Origin of the sequence: Pseudomonas sp. (genome assembly GCF_037994325.1) — a bacterium.
GTDB lineage: Bacteria > Pseudomonadota > Gammaproteobacteria > Pseudomonadales > Pseudomonadaceae > Aquipseudomonas.
The window spans coordinates 1-7,156 of the sequence record NZ_JBBNAH010000415.1 but is presented as its reverse complement, the minus strand read 5'-3'; the positions used below and the strand labels follow the sequence as shown (position 1 = coordinate 7,156).

Genomic DNA, 7,156 nt, shown 5'->3' with positions numbered 1-7,156 from the left:
GGATGGGCGCGCCCTGGACGGTGAAAAAGTACATCGACGAAGTGTTCACCGAAGGCCATGGCAGCCTTTACGCCAACGACGGCCGCACCCGTTCCGACGCTTCGCAGAAATACGGCAGTGGCGGCTTACTGCACGGCAAGCAGTACATGATCTCCGCCACCTGGAACGCCCCGCAGCAAGCGTTCGACGATCCGACTGACTTCTTTGCAGGCAAAGGTGTGGACGCGGTGTACTTCCCCTTCCACAAAGCCAACGAGTTTCTCGGCATGAGCGCCTTGCCGACCTTTCTCAGCGTCGACGTGATGAAGCGGCCGAACATTGACAGCGATGTGGCGCGTTATGAGCAGCACCTGGCAACGGTGCTCGGGTAACCAGCCCTAGGTACGTCCGTGCAAAGCAGACCAGAGGGCTGGAAATGCTGCTGGCACATAGGCACTATGCGCGCCGCGGTCAGACGGCCGCTCTTAACGCGTAGTGCCTATAAGGACATTTCCCGCAATGAAGTTCATGCAAATCGCTGGCGCCTTGGCGTTGGCCGCGCTGGTTACCGGCTGCTCCACCGCCACCTATTTCAAATTGCCTGAAAACAGCAAAGTCGAAATTTACAAACGCGAGACCCAATATTCGGCAGGCCTGGTGAAAACCCGTCCCTTCGCCTGGAGCGCGGCTGGCGGCATCCCTTACAAACTCACCGATGCCCATGGCGCTGTGTTGCAAGAAGGCAAACTGCGCGCGCGTTTTCGTGTGGGTTCGATCTTCTGGCCACCGTTCGCCATCATTTATTGGCCAATGGGCTATGGCCAACGCTGCTATGACCTGACTGGTGCCACGCCGATGACCTGCACCCATCAGGATCTGATTGACCTGCGCAGGAATCAGCGCCTGGCGCGCTAAACCGTGTTGCGGCGTTCTGCAGGCGCTAGCTTGCTAGCACCTACAGAAGACAAGCTGCACGAAAAAGGGAGCCGTTGATGGCTCCCTTTTTTATTCCGTGGTGGCTTACAACCCGTCTGCCATATCCTCACTTCTATCCATCGCCACCTGGCGAATAGACAGACGAATCTCGGCCGGCAGTACGCGCTTGGCAGCACCTTCGGCCAGTTCGTTGAGGGCTGGGTGATGGCTGAGTTTGCCGGCTTCGTCCTGGCGCAGTACGCCTTGGTCGAGCAGGGTCTGGATAAAGTGACGGAACAGACTCTTGTCGAAAAACTCCGGGGCATTCAGGCCATGGAGAATCGACAAACGCTGGGCCATCACCGTACACAGGTCTTCCAGCTCTTCGGCGCTAATCGCGTTCTGCCCAGCATTGAGCAGCAACGCCGTGGCCATATAGAAGCGCTGCAAGGTCTGGGCAATGGCGCGCGACAGCAGGGTTAGCAGCACAAAGCTGCGCGAGCTCGGCGCCGGGCGCGAGTACACCTCGGCATCAAACTTGAGCAGCCCTTGCTCAACAAACGCCGCCAGCCATTGATCAACTACCGCCTCCAACTCGTCCAGGCTCCAGCGGATAAACAGCTCTGACTGCAGGTACGGATACAACGCGCGGGTGTAGCGCAGGATCTGCTCGCGGCTCATCCGCGAACTGCTCTGGAAGAAGCTCGCCAGCAGCGCCGGCAGGGCAAAAATATGCAGCACGTTGTTGCGGTAGTAGGTCATCAGGATGGCGTTCTGCTCATCCAGATAAAGGATTTTGCCCAGCGCGTCTTTTTGCTCGGCCAACAGCTTCATGCCTTGCACGTACTGAATCAGCGCCTGGCCATCGCCCTCCGGTAGCGTGGTGTGCGGCGAATACGGCACGGCGCGCAGCAGGGTCAGATACAGGTCGAGCACGCGGGTAAGGGCGCGTTCATCCAGCGCCAGTTTGCTGGTGGACAGCAACGCCAAGGCCACTAGGTTGACTGGGTTAACCGCTGCCGCTTCGTTCAGGTGCTGGGCTACACGCTCAGACAAACGATGGGTGGTGTCGCTCAACCAGGCCGGACGGTACTGCGGGCCAAGCTCCTGTTCGCGCCAGCCGGGCTGGTCGTTGTCGAGGAATTCGGCCAGCTTGATCGGCTCACCAAAGTTGACCCACACGCTGCCAAAACGCTGCTTGAGGGCGCCGATGACTTTGAAAATATCGAAGATCGACTCTTTCTTCTTGCTCGCGCCGCGCAGCTCACCCAAGTAAGTGCGGCCTTCGAGCACGCGTTCGTAGCCGATATACACCGGCACAAATACCACCGGCAGACGGTTGGAACGCAAGAAGCTGCGCAAGGTAATCGCCAGCATGCCGGTCTTGGGTTGCAGCATGCGCCCGGTGCGCGAACGGCCACCTTCGACGAAGTACTCCACCGGGAAACCTTTGCTGAACAAGGTGTGCAGGTATTCGTTGAATACTGCCGTGTAGAGCGGATTGCCCTTGAATGTGCGGCGCATAAAAAACGCGCCGCCACGGCGTAGCAGGCTGCCGATTACCGGCATATTCAGGTTGATACCAGCAGCGATATGCGGCGGCGTCAGGCCATTGCGGAACAGCAGGTAGGAAAGCAACAGGTAGTCGATATGGCTGCGGTGGCAGGGCACGTAAATCACTTCGTGGCCCTGGGCAACGTCCTGCACGCCCTCGATATGGTTGACCTTGATGCCGTCGTAAATCTTGTTCCAGAACCAGCTCAGCACCAGCTCGAGAAAGCGGATGGCGGTATAGGTGTAGTCCGAGGCGATTTCGTTGCCATAGCGCAGGGCCAGGGCTTCGGCTTTCTCCGGGGAGATTTTCTCGCGCTCGACTTCCTCGGCGATGGCTTGGCGCACCAGCGGGCCATGCACCAGGCCTTTAACCAGGTTACGGCGATGCGAAACGTCCGGGCCGATAACCGCAGATTTCTGGTTACGGAAGTGCACCCGCAGAATGCGCTGCACCATCCGCAGGGTGCGCTCGTGGCCTTTGTCTTGTGCCACCAGCTCGCGCAAGTGAATGGGCGCGGAGAACTGCACGCGGGTTTTACGCCCCAAGATCAGGATGCTGACCAAGCGCCGCAGGCGTCCGGTAACGGCCCAGCTATCGGCAAACAGCAACTTCCATGGGCTGGTTTCGCGGTCGGGCGACTGGCCCCAGAACACACTGACCGGCACGATCTGCGCGTCTTCCACGGCATGTTGATTGAGCGCGCCGACCAAGCGAATCAAGGTTGGCGAAGTGCCTGGCTTGTTTGGCGTGCCGAGCCAACCCGGCTCCGGGTTGAGGTAGAAAAACGCCGCCGGCTCGATCAAGTCGCCGACTGCCACCGGCACCACCGGACGCGGCAGGCCAGCCTTGGTGCATTCCGCATCGACCACCGCCAAATCGCTGAGCGACGGCTGTTGCAGCACATAGAGCACTGGCTTGCTGCGGTCGAGCTTTAGGGTAAAGGCGGATTGGTTGATGGTTTCCGAGCGCACCCACAGATACAGCAGGCGGCGCAGGGTACCGAAAACAAGGCGGCGAAACGGGGAACGGGTCATACAGAGTCTGTCGAAATCGAGCCGCAGCTCGGGGCGGGTAGTTTGCCGTATGCCGGGTCTGGCGGCAAAAGGCATTCGCCCCACTCCCGTCATTGCTGTGCAGGCGGTAATTCAGGGTCTGTCAGGCGTACATGGTTTTCAGGACCATTCTGGGTCCCCGCCTGCGCGGGGACGACGGGGAGCGTGCATACAACACCATCATTCCCGCGTAGGCGGGAATCCAGGATCTGTGAGGCGTACGTGGTTACCAGGGCCATTCTGGGGTCCCCGCCTGCGTGGGGACGACGGGGAGCGTGTATATAACGCCGTCATTCCCGCGTAGGCGGGAATCCAGGATTTGTCAGGCGTAGGTGGTTACCAGGGCCATTCTGGGGGCCCCGCCTGAGTGGGGACGACGGCGAGCGTGCATATAACACCGTCATTCCCGTAGGCGGGAGTCCAGGAAGGGCGTAACTCCCTTTGTTGCGTGCCGGGGCCGCGGGGCAAAGCCGTGCACCGAAATGTTACCGATACCTACAACCTTGCCCGCGCCTGAAGAGCTTTTCGTACGTTCGTACTTAACCGTAAAGCCACGCCGGCCGCTCTATACCGGGGTTTACCTCGCAAGCAGGGAAAATCATTGGCAGGCTTTGTGCTTACGCATCAACCCGGCGGTGGCCAGGTTCCGGCCTGCTGCCACTGATCTGTCGATACCTCCTTGAGAGGACATAAAAAAATGCGAGTTGGAGAAAGTAGTAATGGCTGAACGCGAGACTGGAACCGTTAAGTGGTTCAATGATTCCAAAGGCTATGGCTTCATTCAGTGCGAAAGTGGCGCCGATGTGTTTGTTCACTATCGGGCCATCCGCGGCGAAGGCCACCGGTCCCTGAATGAAGGTGACCGTGTTGAGTTCGCCGTTATCGACGGACAGAAAGGCCCACAAGCCGAAGACGTGACCAAGGGTTAATCCTCGCCACGCACGTAAAAAGCCCCGCCGATGCGGGGCTTTTTACGTGCGTGTTTGTAGGCTTTATTTCCAGCATGTCGCGCTATCGCTGGCGGTGCCGTTTACGGTCTTTTCCCCCAACGCATTCAATTTCATCACTGCACATTCGCTGTCCTTGGCCTGCGTTCCTAGCGGTGTGGCGCTGAGCAGGTAACCGCCTTGGCTGCTGTCACTGGTGCTGATGCTCAACTGGTAAAAGCCGTTGTCACTAAGCCCCGTGCTGCTGCGCAGGTTGAGGTCTGCCGCCGTGCTGGTATAGGCGTTGTTCTGCGCGTAGTAACGCTCTTCACGGGCTGCCGCCTCACTGAGCAAGGCCTGCGCCTCGCTGCGGTGGGTGCGGGTGACGTAGCGGGTATAGCTGGGAAAGGCGATGGCGGCGAGGATCGCCAGAATGGCCACGGTGACCATCAGCTCAATCAGGGTGAAGCCTTTGTTCGACTGGCGCATATCTAGTCCTGCAGGCGCACGTCGCGCCAGCTTTGTCGTCTGTTGGATTGGCCGCTGACGCCGACGCCACCGCTGCTGCTATCGCTGTTGTGCAGGCTGATTTCGCCGTTAAGCGACAGCACGCTGGCGCCGCCAATCAGTGAGTTGAGTTGCAGGCGTGAGTAGACCGTGCTTTGCCCCAGCTCGAGGGTGGTGTCGGTGGAGGTGCCGCCGGTGTACGGGTCGATCAGGGTCAGGTAGGTGGAGGCGCCGCTCTGGCAGGGGTCGTCGTTGGGGGCTAGCGAAGTGATCAGCACGCTGTTGCTTACCGTCAGGGGTTTGTTCACCACCATTTCGCCGGTCAACGGCAGGTCGATGTACCAGCCATAGGTTTTGATGCTGCCGTCGTCGTTGTACCAGCTCAGGGTGTTGCTGCTCAGGGTGCTGGCGGCGGTGGTCACGGTACTGCCGCTGGTGGAGGTGTAGGTAATGCTGGTGGTGGCGCCAAAGGTCTGCACCTGCAACTTGCTGGTGGTCAGCGCCGGTGTGCTGGTCACCGAGGCACCGCTGGTTTGCGTGTCCCAAATGCCATAAATGCTCATGGCTTTGCTGGTGTCGGCAGCCGCGTCGGCGGCTTCCATATATTTGCCGGTAGCGAAAATTACCAAATGCCCGGTGCCGGAAGGGTGGGCAATTACATAGGGGCTGGCGGTGATCGGCTGGGTCTTGTTGCTGGCGGTGGCGGCATACGTAGTGGCGCTGGCGGTAAACAGCGGCGTGCCACCAAAGGCCACGCGAAAGTTACTGGCGGTAGCGGTGGTGGTCAGGCTGCCGGCGGTGCCGATCAAGTCGAAGCGCCAGAGGTTGCCGTGCAGGTCGCCGGCATACACGTAGTCGGCAATCAAATCGCCGTCGACATCGGCCACATAGGGCGAGGACAAACCATTGGCGCTGCTGACACTGTCGGTGGCGGTCAGTGCTTTCAGTAGCGAACCGTCCGCTACGTTCATCACGTACAGCACCGCTTTGTCGGTGGCGCTATTGGCACCGTTGGCGGCGATTACCGCCCAGTCGCCGCTGTGCAGACGGGCAATCACCGGCTTGGCGTAGGTGTAACCGAGTTCGGCATAGGCGCTGTCGCTGTAGCTTTTCTCCCAGAGCAATTTGACGTTGTCGGGGTCGGTGATATCCAGCGCAAACAAGGCCCGGCCGCCGCCGCGTAAAGTGCCAACCAGCACCGTGTGCCAGGCGCCGCTGAAATACACATCGGCCACAGTCGGGGTGCCGTCGACGTAGTACTGGTGGGCGCTGCTGGTGTATTCGGGGTCCATCAGCTTGTAGAGGTTGCTCATCACGCTGCTGGGGATAAAGGCAAAGGTCTCGTTACCGTTGTCGTCGAAGGCGTGCAGCATGCCGTCGTTGGCACCCACATACACCCGCGTGGCACGGCTGGCCCAGGTGGTTTTAAAGGCGGTGTATGAGGTGTCGCCGACCAGCGCATCCATTTTGCTCACCGGGCTGCTGGGGGTGGTCACCAGCACCGGCGTGGAGTCGACGATATCGCCGAGAATATGCCCACGACTGCGCAGCAGCGTGCCTTCATTCGTGCGGTCGCCGCGCAACCAACTGACGCGCTTGCTGCCGTTGCTGTCAGCGGTGCTATCCAGGGTTTTGTTTAGCGTGGTCTGTTGCGCGCTGCTGAGGTTGGCCCAGGCAAAGCTTTGCAAACCACTGAGGGCGGTGCCGCCAGCGATGTAGATCGGCCGGCTGGCATAGGCGGTGTTGCCGCTGGGGTAGCTGGTATCCAACAGCGTTTGCGCGTTCCAGGCTTCGCTGGCCGCGGCGGTGGTGCGCACATACTTGATCAGCGTGCCGCTCCAGTCTTCGCTGGAAAAACTCGGGATATAGCTGTTGGCCGAGCTGTAGTCGCTGTCGGTCAACGGCGAGCTGATGGCCTGGTTGGCGCTGGCGGTGCTGGTTTCGTTGATGCGGGTAACGATGCTTTTCAGCGCTTCAAGCAGGCTGTCCGGGCTTTCGGCGCTAAAGAATTCACCGCGGGAATTGATCGCCGCGTGCCACATGTCATAAACGTTGTTATTGCTCCCTGAAGACGCCGCTGGCCAGCTCTTGGTGCCCGCTACCAGGGCGCTGTAATCGCCGGAATACGTGTCGCCGCCCCAGGCCGGATCGGTCAGGGTATTGGTCAGGCCGAGGCCGACAAAGTAGCTGACCATATGCTGCCAAGTGGCCGGGTCGTTTTT

At 59.9% G+C, this 7,156-nt stretch carries 6 protein-coding genes; 3 read left to right on the top strand and 3 right to left on the bottom strand.

All coding sequences use genetic code 11. The annotated features are described in order from the left end of the window. On the top strand, positions 1 to 371 hold a 371-nt coding region (locus AAAB16_RS14130), incomplete at its 5' end, for an NAD(P)H-dependent oxidoreductase (RefSeq protein WP_340663882.1). Between the two features lie 127 nt (positions 372 to 498). Next, on the top strand, positions 499 to 894 hold the full coding sequence (locus AAAB16_RS14125) for a hypothetical protein (protein WP_340663881.1): 396 nt from the start codon (positions 499 to 501) through the stop codon (positions 892 to 894). 105 nt (positions 895 to 999) lie between these two features. Here AAAB16_RS14125 and plsB read toward each other — a convergent pair whose 3' ends face one another. Continuing rightward, positions 1,000 to 3,483: a glycerol-3-phosphate 1-O-acyltransferase PlsB gene (gene plsB, locus AAAB16_RS14120; protein WP_340663880.1), complete on the bottom strand. Its 2,484-nt coding sequence runs from the start codon at positions 3,481 to 3,483 to the stop codon at positions 1,000 to 1,002. A gap of 737 nt (positions 3,484 to 4,220) precedes the next feature. Here plsB and AAAB16_RS14115 point away from each other — a divergent pair. Next, positions 4,221 to 4,430, top strand: coding sequence for a cold shock domain-containing protein (locus tag AAAB16_RS14115; RefSeq protein WP_340663879.1), 210 nt, complete (start codon positions 4,221 to 4,223; stop codon positions 4,428 to 4,430). Positions 4,431 to 4,493: 63 nt separating this feature from the next. On the opposite strand, the gene AAAB16_RS14110 is transcribed toward AAAB16_RS14115, so the two are convergent. Beyond that, positions 4,494 to 4,916 carry a type IV pilin protein gene (locus AAAB16_RS14110; RefSeq protein WP_340663878.1) on the bottom strand — a complete coding sequence of 141 codons (423 nt, stop codon included), beginning with the start codon at positions 4,914 to 4,916 and terminating at the stop codon, positions 4,494 to 4,496. A 2-nt stretch (positions 4,917 to 4,918) separates the two neighbouring features. Beyond that, positions 4,919 to 7,156, bottom strand: a 2,238-nt coding sequence (locus tag AAAB16_RS14105; RefSeq protein WP_340663877.1) for a PilC/PilY family type IV pilus protein, incomplete at its 5' end; no start/stop codon positions are given.

Coding starts and splice junctions, on each gene's coding strand:
- AAAB16_RS14125 (WP_340663881.1), top strand. CDS start 499: ATGAAGTTCATGCAAATCGCTGGCGCCTTGGCGTTGGCCGCGCTGGTT.
- AAAB16_RS14110 (WP_340663878.1), bottom strand. CDS start 4,916: ATGCGCCAGTCGAACAAAGGCTTCACCCTGATTGAGCTGATGGTCACC.
- plsB (WP_340663880.1), bottom strand. CDS start 3,483: ATGACCCGTTCCCCGTTTCGCCGCCTTGTTTTCGGTACCCTGCGCCGC.
- AAAB16_RS14115 (WP_340663879.1), top strand. CDS start 4,221: ATGGCTGAACGCGAGACTGGAACCGTTAAGTGGTTCAATGATTCCAAA.